Origin of the sequence: Sphingomonas baiyangensis (assembly GCF_005144715.1) — a bacterium.
In the GTDB taxonomy this organism is placed as follows: Bacteria; Pseudomonadota; Alphaproteobacteria; order Sphingomonadales; family Sphingomonadaceae; genus Sphingomonas; species Sphingomonas baiyangensis.
The window spans coordinates 286235-302959 of record NZ_SWKR01000002.1; the positions used below are offsets into that span (position 1 = coordinate 286235).

Here is a 16725-nt window from a genome sequence, read left to right on the forward strand (position 1 = left end):
GCATGGTGTTACCTTGGTAACACTGGAGCTCCGGCATGAACGCAATCACCGAAATTCGCGCACGCACCGTCACCAATATGACGAGCAAGGGCCAGGTGCTGATTCCGAAGGACGTGCGCGACGCCATCGGCCTCGTTCCCGGCAAGCCGGTATCGGTCGGGATCAACGCGGCCGGGCAGGCGGTCGTCCTGCCCGAACCGGCGTCGGCGGGCGAGGATCGCGTCGAGCGCGTGGCGCGGTTGATGGAGGCTCTTCGCGAAGCCCGTGGCCGATACACGACGGGGCGTTCGACCGACGAGATCATGCTCGACCTGCGCGGTGACGAACCGCTGCCGTGATCTTCCTCGACAGCAATGCCGCGATCGACCTGCTGGCAACCGACGATACGCGATGGAGCGTCTGGGCCAGTGCCGTCTTCGAAAGCAGCATCGATGTAGAGCCGCTCGTCTGCAACCTCATCGTCGTGGCGGAGGTTGCCGCGGGCACGAATGCCGGCTCGGATATCCTGACCGATCTCGCTCGGCTGGAAATCGAAGTCGTGGCGTTGACCGACGATGCTGCCCCGCGCGCGGCGACGGCGTTTCGCGAGTATCGCCGGCGCGGCGGTTCGCGCTCGACCTTGTTACCCGATTTCCTTATCGCCGCACATGCCGAGACGCTTGGCGCCAGACTGATGACGCGCGACCAGCGCCTCGCCTCCTATTTCCCCGACCTTACCCTCATCACCCCCGAGACGCATCCATGACCGACGCTGCTACCTATCGCATCCACGGCGCCACCGGCGACTGGGAGGTCGTGATCGGCCTCGAAGTCCATGCGCAGGTCACCTCGAAGGCCAAGCTGTTCTCGGGCGCGTCCACCGCGTTCGGAGCCGAGCCCAACACGCAGGTCAGCCTCGTCGATGCGGCGATGCCGGGGATGCTGCCCGTGCCCAACCGCGAATGCATCCGCCAGGCGGTGCGCACCGGCATGGCGATCGATGCGGCGATCAACAAATGGTCGCGCTTCGATCGCAAGAACTACTTCTACGCCGATCTTCCGCAGGGTTACCAGATCAGCCAGCTCTATCATCCACTGGTGGGCGAGGGGCGGCTCGAGATCGCGCTCGACGAGAAGGATCCCGATGCCGCGACCAAGACGATCGGCATCGAGCGCATCCATGTCGAGCAGGACGCCGGCAAGCTGATGCACGATCAGCATCCCACGCGCAGTTATGTCGATCTCAATCGCTCGGGCGTTGCGCTGATGGAAATCGTCAGCCGGCCAGACATGCGTTCGCCTGCCGAAGCAGGGGCTTATGTCCGCAAGCTCAGAACGATCCTGCGCTATGTCGGCTCGTGCGACGGCAATATGGAAGAAGGCTCGATGCGCGCCGACGTCAATGTCAGTGTGCGCAAGCCCGGCGATCCGCTCGGCACGCGCACCGAGACCAAGAACGTCAATTCGGTGCGCTTCGTGATGGCGGCGATCGAGTTCGAGGCGCGCCGCCAGGTCGATGTGCTTGAGCAGGGCGGCGCGATCGTGCAGGAGACGCGGCTGTTCGATCCCGACAAGGGCGTCACGCGATCGATGCGCTCGAAGGAGGACGCGCACGACTATCGCTATTTCCCCGATCCCGATCTGCTGCCGCTCGAGCTCAACGATGCGTTTCTCGACGAGTGCCGCGCCAGCCTGCCCGAGCTGCCCGATGCCAAGCGCCGGCGCTATGTAAGCGAGCTCGGCCTGTCGCCCTACAATGCCGCGGTGCTTACCGCCGAGGCCGAGACGGCGCGCTGGTTCGAGGCGCTGCTCGCCGCGACGGGTTCGCAGGTGACGGCAAAGGCGGCGGCCAACTGGCTAATTTCGGACCTGTTCGGCGCGCTCAATCGCATCGGCAAGGATATCGAGCACAGCCCGGTGAGCCCGGAACAGGCCGCCGAGCTGCTCGCGCTGGTTGCCGACGGCACCATATCGAACACGCTCGGCAAGCAGGTGTTCGAGATCATGCTCGAGACGGGGCAGGGCGCCGCCGCGATCGTCGAGGAGCGCGGGCTCAAGCAGACGAGCGATACCGGCGCGATCGAGGCCGAGATCGCCAAGGTGATGGCCGCCAATGCCGACAAGGTCGCCGAATATCGCGGCGGCAAGGACAAATTGTTCGGCTTCTTCGTCGGTCAGACGATGAAGGCGATGGGGGGCAAGGCCAATCCCGGCGTCGTCAACGATCTGCTCAAGAAGGCGCTCGGCTGATGCGCAGGGCCTTCCTGCGCGCCGCTGCTGCGCTCGCCGCAATTGTCGCGATGCCCGCGCTGGCGCAGGACGCGCCCCCGGCACCCGCAGCACCACCACTGCCGCGCGTGCTGATCGAGACGAGCGCGGGCAGCATGACGGTGGAGGCCGATACCGTGCGCGCCCCCGTCACCGCCGGCAATTTCCTCGCTTATGTCGACAAGAAGCTACTCGACGGCGTTGTCTTCTATCGCGTGGTCAAGGTGCAGCCCGAGTTCGGCTTCGTTCAGTTCGGCCCGCTCGATGACGTCAAGAAGATGCTCCCGCCGGTGAAGCACGAGCCCACGAGCCAGACGGGGCTGAGCCACACCGATGGCGTACTGTCGGTCGCGCGCTTCGAGCCGGGCAGCGCGCGTGGCGAGTTCACCATCATGGTAGGCGACAACAGCCGCGGCATGGATGCCGGTTTCGTGCCCGACGACAAGCTCGGCTATGCCGCTTTCGGCCGCGTGGTCGAGGGGCGCGACGTGCTGTTGCGCATCCTCGACACGCCGCCCGATCCCGCCAAGACCACGCAGGGCGCGTTCAAGGGCCAGATGCCTGCCGCGCCGGTGAAGATCATCCGCGCGCGCCGGCTGGCGAACTGACCCGCCGGCGCGGCGCGCGCGCTACTGCGCGTTGTCGTCCTGATTGCGCGTCACCCCGCCGGTGCCGCCCACGCCATCGGCTACGCCGGTCGGTTCGAGCGGCGTCTCGCCGTCGGCTTCGGTCACGTTTGTGATGTCGCGGTTGGTGCCGCTTACCGCCTGCTCGATGTCGCTGCGGCCGTCATGATTGTCGCCCGGCATGCTGTCGGGGTGCGGATCGCGTCCGGTATCGCTCATTTCCTCGATTCCTCGTCTCGTTCACATCACCGGCTGGCCCGGCGCCACGCCGGGATCGCCGCCGGGGTTGGGCGCGGGCACGTCGATGTCGGGGGCGGGTGGCGAGATTTCGGGCGGCGGCGCGTCGGGCTGGCCGGGGCCGTCGGGCTGCGCGGGCTGGCCGGGATGCGGCGGCGCCTCGTTGGGCGCCGGCGTCGGCTGGCCCGGCTCGGAGGGCTTGGGCTGTTCCTGCGGGATGGGCGGCTCGACGGGCATGGGCAAACTCCTGATCGTTGTGGGGTGAACGAACGGTACGCGGGCCGGTTGCGTGCCCTTGCCCAGCGGCGCATCGCTGCTATAGAGCCGCGCTGACCGGCGGTCCTTTCGGGCGGGCGTGGCGGAACTGGTAGACGCGCTGGATTTAGGTTCCAGTATCGCAAGATGTGGGGGTTCGAGTCCCTTCGCCCGCACCAGTCCCGCCCTTGCCCGAGGCGGGATTGCCGCCGCACCGATTCCTTTTTTCGAAGAAAGCGCGAGCCTTAGAATGCAGACAGTCGAGACGTTGAACGAGGGCCTGAAGCGCGCCTACACGCTCACCATCCCCGCTGCCGATATCGAGCGCCGGGTCGATGCCGAGGTCAAGCGCGTCGCCCCGCAGATCCGCATGCCCGGCTTCCGCCCCGGCAAGGTGCCCGCCAATCTCGTGCGCAAGATGCATGGCGAGGCGCTGGCGCAGGACGCGCTCAACACCTCGATCCAGGAAGGCATCCAGGCGCTGATCGCCGAGCAGAAGCTGCGTCCCGCGATGCAGCCCTCGGTCGCGCTCGATGATTATGCGCCGGGCAAGGACGCCGCCGTCAAGGTCGAGCTCGAAGTGCTGCCCGACGTGCCCGCCCCGTCGATCGACGGGCTTAAGCTCGAGCGGCTGATCGTCCCCGTCGCCGACGATCGCGTCGACGAGCAACTGCGCATGATCGCCGGCCAGCAGAAGAAGTTCGACGACGCGCCCGAAGGCCATACCGCCGCCACCGGCGACCTCGTCGTCATGGATTTCGTCGGCAAGGTCGATGGCGTCGCGTTCGATGGCGGCACCGGCGAGGACATGTCGGTCGAGATCGGCACCGGCCGCCTCATCCCCGGCTTCGAGGACCAGCTGGTCGGGGTGAAGGCGGGCGACGAGAAGCAGATCGAGGTGACCTTCCCCGAGGATTACGGCGTCGACACGCTGGCAGGCAAGCCGGCGACCTTCGACCTCACGATCAAGGCAGTGCGCGTCTCGGGCGATCAGGCGATCGACGATGATTTCGCCAAGTCGCTCGGCCTCGAAAGCCTCGAGCAGCTGCAGGGCATGATCCGCAGCCAGCTCGAGAACGAGACCGGCCAGATGACGCGCACGCACATGAAGCGCAAGCTGCTCGACCAGCTCGCCGAGGGCCACGACTTCCCCGTGCCGCCGTCGATGGTCGAGGCCGAGTTCAACCAGATCTGGGCGCAGCTCGAGCAGGAGGCCGCGCGCGAGGAAGATCCCGCCGCCGCGATGGCCGAGCTCGAGAACGAGCGCGACGACTATCGCAAGATCGCCGAGCGCCGCGTGCGCCTGGGGCTGCTGCTCTCCGAGATCGGCCAGGCCAACGGCATCGAGGTGACGCAGGCCGAGATGAGCCGCCTGGTGATGCAGGCCGCCCAGCAATATCGCGAGGCCGATCGCGAGCGCTTCATCCAGTATGTCCAGCAGGAGCCGATGGCCGCGGCCCAGCTGCGCGCGCCGCTCTACGAGGACAAGGTCGTCGATTTCCTGTTCGACAAGGCAGAGGTCGCCGAGCGCGAAGTGACGCGCGAGGAGCTCGAAGCCGCGATCGAGGCCGAGGATGGCAACGTGCCGCATGTCCATGGCCCCGATTGCGACCATGACCATGACCATGCGCCCAAAAAGGCAAAGGCGAAGAAGGTGACCGCCAAGGACGTCGAGCCTGCCGAGCCCAATGCCCCCGCCGAGGCCGAAGCGCCGAAGAAGAAGGCCGCCACCAAGAAGGCACTCGCCGCACCCGCCGAGGAAGCGCCCGCGGCCGAAGCCGAGCCGGTGAAGAAGAAGGCCGCGCCGAAGAAGAAGGCCGAAGCCGCCGACGACGCGGCCGAGCCTGCGCCGAAGAAGAAGGCACCGGCCAAGAAGAAGGCCGAGGCCGAGTAAGGGCTACTCGATCCCCGTTCGCCCTGAGCTTGTCGAAGGGCCGCTCTTTCCTGATAGGAAGGACGGGGCTTCGACTGGCTCAGCCCGAACGGGGGTAGCGTGAATCATCAGCCAAGCCGCGGCGGCGAACCACGCATCGCCGTTATCCTGCCCTGCTACAACGAGGAAGCCGCGATCGCGCAGACGGTTGCGGGCTTCCGTGCCGCGCTGCCCGATGCGGCGATCTACGTGTATGACAACAACAGCCGCGACGGCACCGTCGCGGTCGCCCGCGCCGCCGGCGCGATCGTCCGCAGCGAGCGCGTGCAGGGCAAGGGCGCGGTGGTGCGCCGCATGTTCGCCGATGTCGATGCCGACATCTATGTGATGGCCGATGGCGACGCGACCTACGATGCCGCCTCGGCGCCAGCGCTCGTCGCGCGCCTGATCGACGAACAGCTCGACATGGTCGTCGGCAGCCGCATCCACGAGGCAGCCGAAGCCTATCGGCGCGGCCACCAGTTCGGCAACAAGGCGCTCACGGGCATGCTCGCCCGGCTGTTCGGGCGCAGCTTTACCGATATCCTGTCGGGCTACCGCGTCTTCTCGCGCCGCTTCGTGAAAAGCTTCCCCGCGCTCTCGGCCGGGTTCGAGATCGAAACCGAGATCAGCGTCCACGCGCTCGAACTCAAGATGCCCGTCGCCGAGGTCGAAACGCCCTATTTCGCGCGCCCCGAAGGCTCGCAATCGAAGCTCAGCACCTATTCGGACGGCTGGCGCATCGCCACCACCATCGCCACGCTCTACCGTATCGAGCGGCCGATGCTGTTCTTCGGCATCATCGGCGCGCTGTTCGCCGCGGTGGCGGTGCTGCTCGCGGTGCCGCTCGGCGTCACCTATCTCGAAACGGGCGAAGTGCCGCGCTTCCCCACCGCGATCCTCGCGACGGGGCTGATGATCCTCGCCTTCCTCAACCTGTTCGCCGGCCTCATCCTCGACACCGTCGTGCGCGGCCGCCGCGAAGTCCGCCGCCTTGCCTATCTAGCCTATCCCGCGCCGGGGCATCCGACAGCGTCCTGACCCCCTTGCGCTGTCTCCATCGAGCGCCGATGTTGGCGGCTCACCTTCCAGAGCGGGATTTCCATGCACGACCCCTTGAGCGCCCTTGTTCCCATCGTCATCGAACAGTCGAGCCGTGGCGAGCGCAGCTTCGACATCTTCTCGCGCCTGCTGCGCGAGCGCATCGTCTTCGTGAACGGGCCGGTGGAAGACGGCATGGCCTCGGTCATCGTGGCGCAGCTGCTGTTCCTCGAATCGGAAAATCCGAAGAAGGACATCTGGATGTACATCAACTCGCCGGGCGGCGTCGTCACGGCGGGCATGGCGATCCATGACACCATGCAGTATATCCGCCCGCGCGTCGGCACCGTGTGCATCGGGCAGGCGGCGTCGATGGGCAGCTTCCTGCTGGCATCGGGCGAGCCGGGGCTGCGGGTCGCGCTCACCAACGCGCGCATCATGGTGCACCAGCCCTCGGGCGGCGCGCAGGGCATGGCGAGCGACATCGAGATCCAGGCGCGCGAAATCCTCCGTATCCGCAAGCGCATGAACGAGCTCTATTCGAAGTACACCGGCAAGCCGATCGAGGAGATCGAGCGCGCGATGGACCGCGACACCTTCCTCGAGGCCGAGGAGGCCAAGGCGTTCGGTATCGTCGATCAGGTGTATGACAAGCGCCCGGCGCTCGCCGAGGACAGCGAAAAGGCGAGCTGACGCCGTTGGGGGATGCTCACATTTTGTTGGCACATTTTGTTGATTGTCCCCCGGCAAGGGCAGTGTAGGATCGGTCGTCGCGCGCTCCGGCAGCGCGACGATCAGTGTGTACGGGCGCCTCGCCGGATCAGGGGCTGAAAGGTCGCTCCGCCTGTCTGGAGCGAATGGTGACTGAATGACGAAATTGAGCGGCGGCGATTCGAAGTCCACCCTCTACTGCTCGTTCTGCGGCAAGTCGCAGCACGAGGTACGCAAGCTCATCGCCGGCCCCACGGTGTTCATCTGCGACGAGTGCGTCGAGCTCTGCAACGACATCATCCGCGAGGAAGCCAAGTCGGCGCTCGTCTCGAAGAAGGATGGTGGCGTGCCCACGCCGCAGGAAATCTGCGACGTGCTCGACGACTACGTCATCGGCCAGAAGCGCGCCAAGCGCGTGCTCTCGGTCGCCGTGCACAATCACTACAAGCGGCTCAACCACGGCGCCAAGGGTGCCGATGTCGAGCTGTCGAAGTCGAACATCCTGCTCGTCGGCCCCACCGGCTGCGGCAAGACGCTGCTCGCGCAGACGCTCGCGCGCATTCTCGACGTGCCGTTCACCATGGCCGATGCGACGACGCTGACCGAAGCGGGCTATGTCGGCGAGGATGTTGAGAACATCATCCTCAAGCTGCTCCAGGCCTCGGACTATAATGTCGAGCGGGCGCAGCGCGGCATCGTCTATATCGACGAGATCGACAAGATCAGCCGCAAGGCCGAGAATCCCTCGATCACGCGCGACGTTTCGGGCGAGGGCGTGCAGCAGGCATTGCTGAAGCTGATGGAGGGCACCACCGCGTCGGTCCCGCCGCAGGGCGGGCGCAAGCATCCGCAGCAGGAGTTCCTCCAGGTCGATACGACCAACATCCTGTTCATTTGTGGCGGCGCGTTCTCGGGCCTCGAGAAGATCATCGGCGACCGTCTGCAGGGCAAGTCGATCGGCTTCGGCGCCTATGTCGCAGCCCCCGAGGAGCGCCGCACTGGCGAGACGCTGCGCCAGGTCGAGCCCGAGGATCTGCTCAAGTTCGGCCTCATCCCCGAGTTCGTCGGCCGTCTGCCGGTGATCGCCACGCTCGAGGATCTTGACGTGTCGGCGCTGGTGAAGATCCTCACCGAGCCCAAGAACGCGCTGGTCAAGCAGTATCAGAAGCTGTTCGACATGGAGGGCGTGAAGCTCGGCTTCAATGACGATGCGCTCGTGTCGGTGTCGAAGAAGGCGATCGACCGCAAGACCGGCGCGCGCGGCCTGCGCTCGATCCTCGAAGGCATCCTGCTCGATACGATGTTCGATCTGCCCAGCATGGACAGCGTCGACGAGGTCGTGGTCGACAAGGACGTGGTCGAAGGGCGCAAGGAGCCCGTGCGCGTCTATGCCAAGAAGGAAAAGGCCGGCGGCGGCGCGGCCTGAATGACGCGGGGCGGAAGTGGTTGACGCCATGATCCGCCCCGTTTCCGCTGCCGATCGCAACATGGCGATAGCCTCGCTCGCGGCAGCGTTCGCCGACGATCCGGCGATGTGCTTCCTGTTTCCCGATGCACGCCAGCGCCGCCGGCATCTGCCGCGGCTGTTCGCGATGCTCTATGATTCGGATGCCGATCGCGGGCTGCGCCTGATCTCCGATGATCGTCAGGCGGTCACGCTTTGGCGAGCGCCGGGCAGTGCCGACAATGATGCGCGCTTCGGGTGGCGTCAGCGGCTGGTCGCGCTGTGGCGCTTCGGTGAAGGGCTCGAGCGTGCACATCGGTTGGGCAAGGCGATCGAGGCGCACTTCCCGCCGCAGCCGTTCTGGTATCTGCACATTGCCGGCTGTGCGCCCGCAGCACAGGGCAGGGGGCTGGGCGTCGCCGCCGTTCGCGCCGGGTTGCAGCGCATCGAAGGCGCGCCTGCCTATCTGGAGACGGCCAACGAGGCCAATCTGGGCTTCTATCGCCATCTCGGCTTCGAAGTGCACAGTCGCTGGCAGGTGCCGGGCGACGGCCCCGTTTTCTGGTCGATGCAGCGCGGATAGGAGCAGGCGGCGATGGCGCGATATCTGGTGTTCTACGGCAGCTACCGGCGCGACCGGCAGGGCATCCGCCTCGCGCGCTATCTTGTCGAGCGCTTCGGCGAGCGCGGCGACCATGTCGAACTCGTCGATGCACAGGCGGTCGGGCTGCCGATGCTCGACCGGATGTTCAAGGAATATGCCGAAGATGACGCGCCGCGCGCAATGGCCGATCTGGCGGCGAAGATCGTCGCGGCAGATGGTTTCGTATTCGTAACAGGCGAGTATAACTGGGGCGTACAGCCGGGTCTCAAGAACCTGACCGATCACTTCCTCGAGGAGTGGTTCTGGCGACCGGCGGCGATCGCAAGCTATTCGGCAGGCCGTCTGGGCGGTGCGCGCGCCAATTCGCAGTGGCACGCCATCCTGTCGGAGATGGGCATGGCAGTCGTCTCGAGCACGCTCACCGTCGGCCAGATCGGTCAGGCGCTCGATGCCGATGCCCAGCCGACGGGCGAGGGCGGCGCCGCACTCGACAAGGCATTTCCTCGCTTTGCCAGTGACTTGTCGTGGTGGGCTGAGGCTGCGCGCGAACAGCGCCGCCGCCAGGCTCCGCCCTATTGAGCGGCGCTACAGCCCCAGATCGGCCGGCCCGAAGGCATGCGGCAACAAATCGCGAAGTGCGTGCACTTCGTAACCATCCCCCTCGGCCCCCGCGCAGTAGAGCGTGATGTCGCGCCCGCCCATCCCGGAGGCCTCGTTGAGCACCTGCCGGCACCGCCCGCACGGCCGCACGGGATCGCTGCCGCGCGCCGCGCCATCGACCTGCATCCCGCCGATCACCGCGATTTCGGACACGTCGCGCAGCCGTCCCTCGCTCGCCGCCTTGGCGATCGCCACCGTCTCGGCACACAGCGACAGGCCGTAGCTCGCATTCTCGAAATTGGCGCCGGTGACGACGCTGCCGTCGGTCAGCAGCACCGCTGCCCCCACCGAGAAGCGCGAATAGGGTGCATGGGCATGACGCGCAGCCTCGCGCGCGGCAGCGATGAGTTCGGGCGGGGTCATGGTGCAGCGACGCTCCAGCGGACGGGGGTGTCGAAACCGTCGACGCGCGCCATATCGTTCGCCTGCCACATGCGCCAGCCACGCGCGACATAGCCGGGCGTGAAGAAGCGCCGCTCGGCCCACACGGTGCGATCGATCGCCTCGCTCAGCCGATATTCCTCCTCGAACGCGGGTGCGATGCGGAGCAGCACACGCTTGCCGCTATGCCGCTCGACGCGCTCGATCAGCGCCGACACGTCCTCGACCAGCGCGGTGCGATCGGGCCGCGCGGCGCATGCCGGATCGAAGGCGAAGGTGATCGTCACGGGCAGCGCGTCGAGCGTGCGGGGCACCGTGGCGTTGAAATGATCGGCCTGCTCGATCGCTGGCGCGCACAGCGAATAGGCATGCATCGCGCCGCGACGGATGCCGAACTGCGCCAGAGCCTGCCAATGCGCGGCAAAGGCCGGATCGCGACCGGCCTCGCCGCTGGTCGCCAGTGCATAGACGAAATCGATGTTGTCGGCCTTCGCGGTCCCCCAGTCGACCGGCCCCGACTGCGCGTCGACATCGACGCCCTGCACCGGATACGCCTCGATCGCGGGGCGCCATTCGCCGGCATACCACCAGCCGCCGCCCGCCACGGCGGCGGCCAGACCGGCTCCCGCCAGCACGCGCAACATTGCCCCCATTCCCCCGATCAACCTTTGATATGCAGCACGCAGATAAGCGTGAAAAGCCTTCGCGCGGTGTCGAAATCGATCTCGATCTTGCCGTCGAGCCGCTCCTTGAGCAACTCGGCGGCGTCATTGTGCAGCGCGCGCCGGGCCATGTCGACCGTCTCGATCTGTTGCGGCGTCGCACTGCGGATCGCCTGGTAATAGCTGTCGCAGATCGCGAAATAGTCGCGGATCGGCCGGCGGAAGCGCCCCAGCGCCAGCACCAGCGTTTCCAGATGGCGCCCGTCCTCGCGCGCGATGGCAAGCGCGAGCCGCCCTTCCTCGACGCTCAGCGCAAGCCGATAGGGGCCGGCATAGCCGTCGTCATGCGCGCGAAGCGGGCGGAAATGATTGCCTTCGAGAAGATCGAAGATAGCGATGCGCCGTTCCTGCTCGATATCGGCGTTGCGCCACAGGATGGTGCGTTCGTCGAGCGTGACGTCGATGATGCGCGGATCGGCCATTGCAGGGCAGCGTTGCCGCGTTTTGCCCGCCGGATCAACGTTCGAGCGGTCCGCCGCGTTGTGCCCGTTATCCACAGCCAAGCGGCTTGCGCCTGCCGGTCGCTTCCCCGACAAGGCCGGCATGGCAACGCATCCGATGATTCCCCCCGCGCCCGGCGAAGGGCTGCGGCTCCCGCAGAATGTCGAAGCCGAGGCCGCGTTGCTCGGCGCGATGATGATCGACAACCGGCTGGCCGACGATCTGCTCGACCAGTTGAAGCCCGAATTGTTCTTCGAGCCCGTGCATGGCCGCATCTTCGCCGCCATCGCCAAGCTGCGCGGTGACGATCTGCTCGCCAACCCGCTGACGCTGCGCCCGATGTTCGACAACGACGCCGGCATGAAGGAACTGGGCGGGCCGGGCTATCTGGCGCAACTCACCGGATCTGGCGCGGGGCTGATCGGCGCGCGCCAGTTCGCCAAGCAGATTCACGATCTCGCGCTGCTGCGCACGCTGGTCGAAGTCGGCCGGGGCCTGGTCGACAAGGCGATGGACACGTCCGAGGCGATCAATCCCTCGGCGCAGATCGAGGCGGCGGAGGAAGCGCTGTTCGCGGTCGCCTCGGGCGGCCCGACGAACAAGACGGTCAAGACCTTCGCCAATGCCGCCACCGCCGCCGTCGACATGGCGGCGAAGGCGCTCAATTCGGGCGGCGGGCTTTCGGGCACGACGACGGGCTTCGAGAGCATCAACCAGCGCATCGGTGGCCTGCACCATTCGGACCTCGTGATCCTCGCCGGCCGTCCCGGCATGGGCAAGACCTCGCTCGCCACCAACATCGCGTTCAATTCGGCGCGGCGTTGGATGGATGACATGGCGATCGGCCTGACGCCCAAGGAAAGCGTCGGCGGCAAGGTCGCGTTCTTCAGCCTCGAAATGTCGGCCGACCAGCTCGCCACGCGCATCCTTGCCGAACAGTCGCGCATCAGTTCCGAAGCGCTGCGCATGGGCAAGATATCGAAGGCCGAGTTCCGCCAGCTTGCCGAGGCGGCTACCGACCTGCAGAACTTGCCCTTGTTCATCGACGATACTGCGGGCCTCTCGATCAGCGCGCTGCACACGCGCGTGCGTCGCCTCAAGCGGACGCTGGGCGACGATCTCAAGTTCGTCGTGATCGACTATCTCCAGTTGCTTCAGGGATCAGGCAGCCGCGCGAGTGACAATCGCGTGCAGGAAATCTCCGAGATCAGCCGTGGTCTCAAGACGCTTGCCAAGGACCTCGACGTGGCGGTGATGGCGCTGTCGCAGCTCAGCCGCGCGGTCGAGCAGCGTGAGGACAAGCGGCCGCAGCTGTCGGACCTGCGCGAATCGGGCTCGATCGAGCAGGACGCCGACATGGTGTGGTTCGTCTATCGCGAGGACTATTACGTCGCCGCCAAGGAGCCCAAGCGGCCGGTCGAGGGCGACGATTCGAAGGTTTTCGAAGACCACCAGAAGTGGCACATGGACATGGAGCGCGTGTTCGGCCTGGCCGAGCTCATCATCGCCAAGCAGCGCCATGGTGCCACAGGCAAGGTGACGCTGAAGTTCGAGCCCGAGATCACGCGCTTCAGCGACTATGCCGGCGCGCAATATGCCGGGCCGCTCGACTGAGTTGCTCGGCCGAGGCGGGCAGATCGTACGCCGGCAACATGCCCTATATTTTCTTGGCCACGGTTAAGGTGCCGCGGTCGAATAACGCCGATCTGGGCATCGGCTCCTCGGGAAACGCCAGCGTTTCTGCGGGCTGCGCGGGATTTGCACGGCGGCGCTGATTGGTCTGAAGGGCCAGTGGCGCGCTGATTCCCTGCGATGGCGGCAGCGCCATGATCGCCTATGTGCGGCGGGAATGATTTGCAGGACCGCAGCCGATGCCCGTTGCCGACAGCTTGACCCATCTCGATCGCCTAGAGGCCGAAAGCATCCACATTCTTCGCGAAGTGGTGGCCGAGTGCGAACGGCCGGTCATGCTCTATTCGGTGGGCAAGGATTCGGCGGTGATGCTGCATCTGGCGCGCAAGGCCTTCTACCCCGCGCCGCCGCCCTTTCCTCTGCTGCATGTCGATACGACATGGAAATTCCAGGCGATGTACGAATTGCGCGATCGCATGGCGCGCGAAAGCGGCATGGAGTTGCTCGTCCATCGCAATCCCGAAGCCGAGGCGCGCGGCATCAATCCCTTCGATCATGGCGCGCTGCATACCGACTTGTGGAAGACCGAGGGGCTGAAGCAGGCGCTCGACAGCTATGGCTTCGACGCGGCGTTCGGCGGCGCGCGGCGAGACGAGGAAAAGAGCCGCGCGAAGGAGCGCGTGTTCAGCTTCCGCTCGGCCAATCATCGTTGGGACCCAAAGAACCAGCGCCCCGAACTGTGGAACCTCTACAATGCCCGCAAGGCCAAGGGCGAGAGCATCCGTGTGTTCCCGATCTCGAACTGGACCGAGCTCGACATCTGGCAATATATCCAGCGCCACGACATTCCAATCGTCCCGCTCTACTTCGCCGCCCCCCGACCGACGGTGGAACGCGACGGCATGCTGCTGATGGTCGATGACGAGCGCTTCAGGCTCGAACCGGGCGAGACGCCCGTCGATCGCTCGATCCGTTTCCGCACGCTTGGCTGCTATCCGCTGACGGGCGCCGTCGAGAGCGAGGCGACGACATTGTCACAGGTCATCCAGGAAATGCTGCTGACGACCACGTCCGAGCGCCAGGGCCGCGCGATCGATCGCGATGCGGGGTCGGCGAGCATGGAGAAGAAGAAGCAGGAGGGGTATTTCTGATGGCCGACGACTTGCGCGCCCCCGACCCCACCTATCGCACCGATGCGCTGATCGCCGAGGATATCGACGCCTATCTTGACCTGCACCAGCGCAAGTCGCTGCTGCGCTTCATCACCTGCGGATCGGTCGACGACGGCAAGTCGACGCTGATCGGCCGGCTGCTCTACGATTCGAAGATGATCTTCGAGGATCAGCTTGCGGCACTCGAAGCCGATTCGAAGCGCGTCGGCACGCAGGGGCAGGAAATTGATTTCGCGCTACTGGTCGACGGGCTCGCTGCCGAGCGCGAACAGGGCATCACGATCGATGTCGCCTATCGCTTCTTCGCGACCGAGAAGCGCAAGTTCATCGTCGCCGACACGCCGGGTCATGAGCAATATACGCGCAACATGGTGACCGGCGCTTCGACCGCCGATCTTGCCGTGATCCTGATCGATGCGCGCAAGGGCGTGCTGACCCAGACGCGCCGCCACAGCTACCTCGCGCATCTCATCGGGATCCGGCACATCGTGCTCGCGGTGAACAAGATGGACCTGATCGGCTATGATCGCGCCGCCTATGACGCAATTGTTGCCGACTATGCCGCGTTCGCCAGGACGATCGGCATCGAGCGTTTCGTGGCGATGCCGATCTCGGGGTTCCGCGGCGACAACATCGCCACCCGCAGCGCACACACGCCGTGGTATGACGGGCCGACGCTGATCGAGCATCTCGAGCGCGTCGAGGTCGATAGCGATGCCGCACAGGCAGCGCCCTTCCGCATGGCGGTCCAGTGGGTCAATCGCCCCGATCTCGATTTTCGCGGCTTTGCGGGACAGATCGCAAGCGGAGTCATCGCGCCGGGCGATACGGTGCGCGTGCTGCCCTCGGGCCGCACGACCAGCGTGGCACGGATCGTAACGCTCGACGGCGATCTCGACCGCGCGGTCGCCGGCCAGTCGGTGACGATAACGCTCGCCGACGAGGTCGATTGCTCGCGCGGCGACGTCATCGCGGCGGCCGATACGCCGCCGCAGCTGTCGGACCAGTTCGAGGCGACGATCGTCTGGATGGGCGAGGAGGCGCTGCTGCCGGGGCGGGGCTATTGGCTGAAGCTCGGCACGCAGACCGTGACGGCGACGGTGCAGGAGCCCAAATACCAGGTCAACGTCAATACGATGGAGCAGCTTGCCGCCAAGACGCTCGATCTCAACGCGATCGGCGTCGCCACGCTCGCGACCGATCGCGCGCTGGTGTTCGAGCCCTATGCCGACAGCCGCCAGCTGGGCGGCTTCATCCTCATCGACAAGCTCACAAATGCGACCGTTGCATGCGGCATGCTGCATTTCGCGCTTCGCCGCGCGCAGAACGTGCACTGGCAGCCCGTCGAAGTGAGCCGCGAGGCGCGCGCCGCGCTCAAGAACCAGAAGCCGGCGGTGCTGTGGCTCACCGGGCTGTCGGGTGCGGGCAAATCGACGATCGCCAATCTGGTCGAGAAGAAGCTCGCGCGGATGAACCGTCACAGCTTTCTGCTCGATGGCGACAATGTACGCCACGGTCTCAACCGCGACCTGGGGTTCACTGATGCCGATCGGGTGGAGAATATTCGTCGCGTGGGCGAGGTCGCCCGGTTGATGACCGATGCAGGGCTGATCGTCATCACCGCGTTCATCAGCCCGTTCCGCGCCGAGCGCGAGATGGTGCGGCGGATGATGGAGCCGGGTGAATTCATCGAAATCCACATCGACACGCCGCTTGCCGAAGCCGAAGCGCGTGACGTGAAGGGGCTGTACGCCAAGGCGCGCAGCGGCAAGCTCGCGAATTTCACCGGCATCGACTCGCCGTATGAGCCTCCCGAGGACCCCGAGATCCGCATCGATACGACTGCGATGAGTGTCGAGGAGGCGGCCGAGGCCATTGTGCGACGGTTGATCCCATGACCGATGGCGAGCTTGCGGCCGAACTCGCGCAGGCCGCCGGGCGTATCCTGCTAGCGGTACGCGCCTCGGGTATCGTTGGCGGCAAGGCGCTGGGGATTGCGGGCGATCAGACCGCCAATGCGTTTCTGGTCAACGCGTTGCGTGCCGCACGACCCGAGGATGGTCTGCTTTCCGAGGAAATGCAGTGTGACGGCGTGCGGCTTGCGCATTCGCGCGTGTGGATCATCGATCCCGTCGACGGCACGCGCGAATATGGCGAGGCGCGCAGCGACTGGGCGGTGCATGTCGCGCTCGCGATCGACGGCGTCGCGACGCTCGGCGCGGTGGCGCTACCCGATCTCGGGCTGGTGCTGCGCTCCGATACTCCGAAACCGTTGGCGAAACCCGCGCGGCCCCCTCGCATCGTGGTCAGTCGTTCGCGTCCCCCCGCCGAGGCCCTTGCCGTCGCATCCGCGCTCGGGGCCGAAATCGTGTCGATGGGTTCGGCCGGTGCCAAAGCGATGGCGGTAGTGCGCGGCGAGGCTGACATCTACCTGCACTCGGGCGGGCAATATGAGTGGGATTCGGCGGCGCCGGTGGCAGTCGCGCTGGCGCATGGCCTGCATGCCAGCCGGCTCGACGGATCGCCGCTGCGCTACAACCGCGAAGATACCTATGTGGCCGATCTGCTGATCTGCCAGCCCGCGCTGGCCGCAAACGTGCTGGCGGTACTAGGCACGCAGTGACCCGCCCCCTTTCGCGC

General features: G+C 66.1%; 20 protein-coding genes and 1 tRNA gene. 15 read left to right on the plus strand and 6 right to left on the minus strand.

What is annotated here, in order from left to right; genetic code table 11:
• The first annotated feature begins 35 nt into the window (after nucleotides 1–35).
• Genes FBR43_RS04405 through FBR43_RS04420 form a run of 4 tightly spaced genes read left to right on the plus strand, consistent with a single transcriptional unit; the run spans nucleotide 36 to nucleotide 2855 of the window.
• Complete coding sequence (locus FBR43_RS04405) at nucleotides 36–338, plus strand: AbrB/MazE/SpoVT family DNA-binding domain-containing protein (RefSeq protein WP_136942025.1); 303 nt, start codon at nucleotides 36–38, stop codon at nucleotides 336–338.
• A complete protein-coding gene (locus FBR43_RS04410; protein WP_136942026.1) occupies nucleotides 335–745 on the plus strand; it encodes a type II toxin-antitoxin system VapC family toxin in 411 nt (136 codons plus the stop codon). Before FBR43_RS04405 ends, FBR43_RS04410 begins: the two co-directional genes overlap by 4 nt.
• Nucleotides 742–2229 (plus strand): Asp-tRNA(Asn)/Glu-tRNA(Gln) amidotransferase subunit GatB, encoded by a 1488-nt coding sequence (gene gatB / locus FBR43_RS04415; protein WP_136942027.1) that lies wholly within the window; start codon nucleotides 742–744, stop codon nucleotides 2227–2229. The genes FBR43_RS04410 and gatB overlap by 4 nt, the downstream gene beginning before the upstream one ends.
• Entirely contained in the window at nucleotides 2229–2855 is a 627-nt protein-coding gene (locus FBR43_RS04420) for a peptidylprolyl isomerase (protein ID WP_136942028.1), read from the plus strand. The genes gatB and FBR43_RS04420 overlap by 1 nt, the downstream gene beginning before the upstream one ends.
• Nucleotides 2856–2876: 21 nt before the next feature.
• Here the strand turns inward: FBR43_RS04420 and FBR43_RS04425 are convergent, their stop codons facing one another.
• Both FBR43_RS04425 and FBR43_RS04430 read right to left on the minus strand, forming a co-directional pair.
• Nucleotides 2877–3092 (minus strand): hypothetical protein, encoded by a 216-nt coding sequence (locus FBR43_RS04425; protein WP_136942029.1) that lies wholly within the window; start codon nucleotides 3090–3092, stop codon nucleotides 2877–2879.
• Between the two features lie 21 nt (nucleotides 3093–3113).
• Nucleotides 3114–3347 carry a hypothetical protein gene (locus tag FBR43_RS04430; RefSeq protein ID WP_136942030.1) on the minus strand — a complete coding sequence of 78 codons (234 nt, stop codon included), beginning with the start codon at nucleotides 3345–3347 and terminating at the stop codon, nucleotides 3114–3116.
• Nucleotides 3348–3459: 112 nt separating this feature from the next.
• Here FBR43_RS04430 and FBR43_RS04435 point away from each other — a divergent pair.
• The 7 genes from FBR43_RS04435 to FBR43_RS04465 all read left to right on the plus strand — a co-directional run bounded on the left by FBR43_RS04435 (nucleotide 3460) and on the right by FBR43_RS04465 (nucleotide 9656).
• A tRNA-Leu gene (locus tag FBR43_RS04435) sits at nucleotides 3460–3544 on the plus strand.
• Nucleotides 3545–3615: 71 nt separating this feature from the next.
• Nucleotides 3616–5259 carry a trigger factor gene (gene tig / locus FBR43_RS04440; protein WP_136942031.1) on the plus strand — a complete coding sequence of 548 codons (1644 nt, stop codon included), beginning with the start codon at nucleotides 3616–3618 and terminating at the stop codon, nucleotides 5257–5259.
• Nucleotides 5260–5358: 99 nt separating this feature from the next.
• Nucleotides 5359–6318 carry a glycosyltransferase family 2 protein gene (locus tag FBR43_RS04445; protein ID WP_136942032.1) on the plus strand — a complete coding sequence of 320 codons (960 nt, stop codon included), beginning with the start codon at nucleotides 5359–5361 and terminating at the stop codon, nucleotides 6316–6318.
• A 63-nt stretch (nucleotides 6319–6381) separates the two neighbouring features.
• Nucleotides 6382–7011 (plus strand): ATP-dependent Clp protease proteolytic subunit, encoded by a 630-nt coding sequence (locus tag FBR43_RS04450; RefSeq protein ID WP_136942033.1) that lies wholly within the window; start codon nucleotides 6382–6384, stop codon nucleotides 7009–7011.
• 175 nt (nucleotides 7012–7186) lie between these two features.
• A complete protein-coding gene (gene clpX, locus FBR43_RS04455) occupies nucleotides 7187–8455 on the plus strand; it encodes an ATP-dependent Clp protease ATP-binding subunit ClpX (RefSeq protein ID WP_136942034.1) in 1269 nt (422 codons plus the stop codon).
• 16 nt (nucleotides 8456–8471) lie between these two features.
• Complete coding sequence (locus FBR43_RS04460; RefSeq protein WP_249276458.1) at nucleotides 8472–9056, plus strand: GNAT family N-acetyltransferase; 585 nt, start codon at nucleotides 8472–8474, stop codon at nucleotides 9054–9056.
• A 12-nt stretch (nucleotides 9057–9068) separates the two neighbouring features.
• Entirely contained in the window at nucleotides 9069–9656 is a 588-nt protein-coding gene (locus tag FBR43_RS04465) for an NADPH-dependent FMN reductase (RefSeq protein ID WP_136942035.1), read from the plus strand.
• Nucleotides 9657–9662: 6 nt separating this feature from the next.
• Here the strand turns inward: FBR43_RS04465 and FBR43_RS04470 are convergent, their stop codons facing one another.
• From FBR43_RS04470 to FBR43_RS04480, 3 genes are read right to left on the minus strand one after another with little or no spacing between them, the layout of a single operon-like run.
• Complete coding sequence (locus FBR43_RS04470) at nucleotides 9663–10100, minus strand: cytidine deaminase (protein ID WP_136942036.1); 438 nt, start codon at nucleotides 10098–10100, stop codon at nucleotides 9663–9665.
• Nucleotides 10097–10762 carry a GH25 family lysozyme gene (locus FBR43_RS04475; protein ID WP_249276459.1) on the minus strand — a complete coding sequence of 222 codons (666 nt, stop codon included), beginning with the start codon at nucleotides 10760–10762 and terminating at the stop codon, nucleotides 10097–10099. The genes FBR43_RS04470 and FBR43_RS04475 overlap by 4 nt, the downstream gene beginning before the upstream one ends.
• A 17-nt stretch (nucleotides 10763–10779) precedes the next feature.
• Nucleotides 10780–11262: a UPF0262 family protein gene (locus FBR43_RS04480; protein WP_136942038.1), complete on the minus strand. Its 483-nt coding sequence runs from the start codon at nucleotides 11260–11262 to the stop codon at nucleotides 10780–10782.
• A 121-nt stretch (nucleotides 11263–11383) separates the two neighbouring features.
• On the opposite strand from FBR43_RS04480, the gene FBR43_RS04485 reads away from it, so the two are divergent.
• Nucleotides 11384–12895, plus strand: coding sequence for a replicative DNA helicase (locus tag FBR43_RS04485; protein WP_136942039.1), 1512 nt, complete (start codon nucleotides 11384–11386; stop codon nucleotides 12893–12895).
• Nucleotides 12896–12938: 43 nt separating this feature from the next.
• Here the strand turns inward: FBR43_RS04485 and FBR43_RS16055 are convergent, their stop codons facing one another.
• Nucleotides 12939–13109 (minus strand): hypothetical protein, encoded by a 171-nt coding sequence (locus FBR43_RS16055; protein WP_169542490.1) that lies wholly within the window; start codon nucleotides 13107–13109, stop codon nucleotides 12939–12941.
• Nucleotides 13110–13152: 43 nt separating this feature from the next.
• Here FBR43_RS16055 and cysD point away from each other — a divergent pair, with 43 nt between their 5' ends.
• From cysD to FBR43_RS04500, 3 genes are read left to right on the plus strand one after another with little or no spacing between them, the layout of a single operon-like run.
• A complete protein-coding gene (cysD, locus tag FBR43_RS04490) occupies nucleotides 13153–14064 on the plus strand; it encodes a sulfate adenylyltransferase subunit CysD (protein WP_136942040.1) in 912 nt (303 codons plus the stop codon).
• Nucleotides 14064–15983 carry a sulfate adenylyltransferase subunit CysN gene (gene cysN / locus FBR43_RS04495; RefSeq protein WP_136942041.1) on the plus strand — a complete coding sequence of 640 codons (1920 nt, stop codon included), beginning with the start codon at nucleotides 14064–14066 and terminating at the stop codon, nucleotides 15981–15983. The genes cysD and cysN overlap by 1 nt, the downstream gene beginning before the upstream one ends.
• Entirely contained in the window at nucleotides 15980–16708 is a 729-nt protein-coding gene (locus FBR43_RS04500) for a 3'(2'),5'-bisphosphate nucleotidase CysQ (RefSeq protein ID WP_136942042.1), read from the plus strand. Before cysN ends, FBR43_RS04500 begins: the two co-directional genes overlap by 4 nt.
• Nucleotides 16709–16725: the final 17 nt, after the last annotated feature.

Excerpts from the sequence above, each read along its gene's own strand:
- FBR43_RS04430 (WP_136942030.1), bottom strand. The coding sequence starts at position 3,347 with ATGCCCGTCGAGCCGCCCATCCCGCAGGAACAGCCCAAGCCCTCCGAG.
- FBR43_RS04470 (WP_136942036.1), bottom strand. The coding sequence starts at position 10,100 with ATGACCCCGCCCGAACTCATCGCTGCCGCGCGCGAGGCTGCGCGTCAT.
- FBR43_RS04500 (WP_136942042.1), top strand. The coding sequence starts at position 15,980 with ATGACCGATGGCGAGCTTGCGGCCGAACTCGCGCAGGCCGCCGGGCGT.
- FBR43_RS04450 (WP_136942033.1), top strand. The coding sequence starts at position 6,382 with ATGCACGACCCCTTGAGCGCCCTTGTTCCCATCGTCATCGAACAGTCG.
- FBR43_RS04485 (WP_136942039.1), top strand. The coding sequence starts at position 11,384 with ATGGCAACGCATCCGATGATTCCCCCCGCGCCCGGCGAAGGGCTGCGG.
- FBR43_RS04480 (WP_136942038.1), bottom strand. The coding sequence starts at position 11,262 with ATGGCCGATCCGCGCATCATCGACGTCACGCTCGACGAACGCACCATC.
- FBR43_RS04420 (WP_136942028.1), top strand. The coding sequence starts at position 2,229 with ATGCGCAGGGCCTTCCTGCGCGCCGCTGCTGCGCTCGCCGCAATTGTC.
- cysN (WP_136942041.1), top strand. The coding sequence starts at position 14,064 with ATGGCCGACGACTTGCGCGCCCCCGACCCCACCTATCGCACCGATGCG.
- FBR43_RS04425 (WP_136942029.1), bottom strand. The coding sequence starts at position 3,092 with ATGAGCGATACCGGACGCGATCCGCACCCCGACAGCATGCCGGGCGAC.
- cysD (WP_136942040.1), top strand. The coding sequence starts at position 13,153 with ATGCCCGTTGCCGACAGCTTGACCCATCTCGATCGCCTAGAGGCCGAA.
- FBR43_RS16055 (WP_169542490.1), bottom strand. The coding sequence starts at position 13,109 with ATGGCGCTGCCGCCATCGCAGGGAATCAGCGCGCCACTGGCCCTTCAG.
- FBR43_RS04465 (WP_136942035.1), top strand. The coding sequence starts at position 9,069 with ATGGCGCGATATCTGGTGTTCTACGGCAGCTACCGGCGCGACCGGCAG.
- tig (WP_136942031.1), top strand. The coding sequence starts at position 3,616 with ATGCAGACAGTCGAGACGTTGAACGAGGGCCTGAAGCGCGCCTACACG.
- FBR43_RS04475 (WP_249276459.1), bottom strand. The coding sequence starts at position 10,762 with ATGTTGCGCGTGCTGGCGGGAGCCGGTCTGGCCGCCGCCGTGGCGGGC.
- clpX (WP_136942034.1), top strand. The coding sequence starts at position 7,187 with ATGACGAAATTGAGCGGCGGCGATTCGAAGTCCACCCTCTACTGCTCG.
- gatB (WP_136942027.1), top strand. The coding sequence starts at position 742 with ATGACCGACGCTGCTACCTATCGCATCCACGGCGCCACCGGCGACTGG.
- FBR43_RS04405 (WP_136942025.1), top strand. The coding sequence starts at position 36 with ATGAACGCAATCACCGAAATTCGCGCACGCACCGTCACCAATATGACG.